Genomic DNA, 510 nt, shown 5'->3' on the forward strand with positions numbered 1-510 from the left:
GCATGCAGTTCGGCGTCGTCGAGGATGGATCGCTCCTCGACCGTGATGTCGGGGCTCGGACGCTCGTCGATGACCTTCTGCACGACGGTCGCAACGAGGTCGCGCGCATCGTCGCAGAGGTGACAACCGGGCTTGCCGATCAGGGTGAGGTGAATATTCGCCATGCAACAAGCCTAGTTGACGACGAAAAGGGCAAGCGAAAAAGGGCAAGCAAAAAGCGCCAGACCTGAAGAGGCCCAGCGCTCACGCTTGGTTACGGTTGAAAAACCGTCTTACTTCTTATTGCGACGCTGGTGGCGGGTCTTACGAAGCAGCTTGCGGTGCTTCTTCTTTGCCATGCGCTTGCGTCGCTTCTTGATTACAGAACCCACAGGACCTCACAAAGAGTTGATTCGCCGCGGGACTCGCGACAGACACGAAAACCCCATTCTACTGGAGAAATTCGCTGGGATCTACGCAGAGTCGGCAATCGGGCTCTGAATAGCCAGTGCGACGGCCGATTCCGGCACT

Annotated in this window: 2 protein-coding genes; both read right to left on the reverse strand. The window is 57.3% G+C overall.

Translation table 11 applies throughout. The features are described 5' to 3' along the window. Positions 1–164 (reverse strand): glutaredoxin family protein (locus tag JF66_RS21035; protein WP_035880928.1); only part of this gene is annotated, 164 nt, incomplete at its 3' end. A gap of 108 nt (positions 165–272) precedes the next feature. After that, on the reverse strand, positions 273–371 hold the full coding sequence (locus JF66_RS22725) for a 30S ribosomal protein bS22 (RefSeq protein ID WP_003792170.1): 99 nt from the start codon (positions 369–371) through the stop codon (positions 273–275). Between the last annotated feature and the right edge of the window lie 139 nt (positions 372–510).

Source organism: Cryobacterium sp. MLB-32 (assembly GCF_000738085.1).
Classification (GTDB): domain Bacteria; phylum Actinomycetota; class Actinomycetes; order Actinomycetales; family Microbacteriaceae; genus Cryobacterium.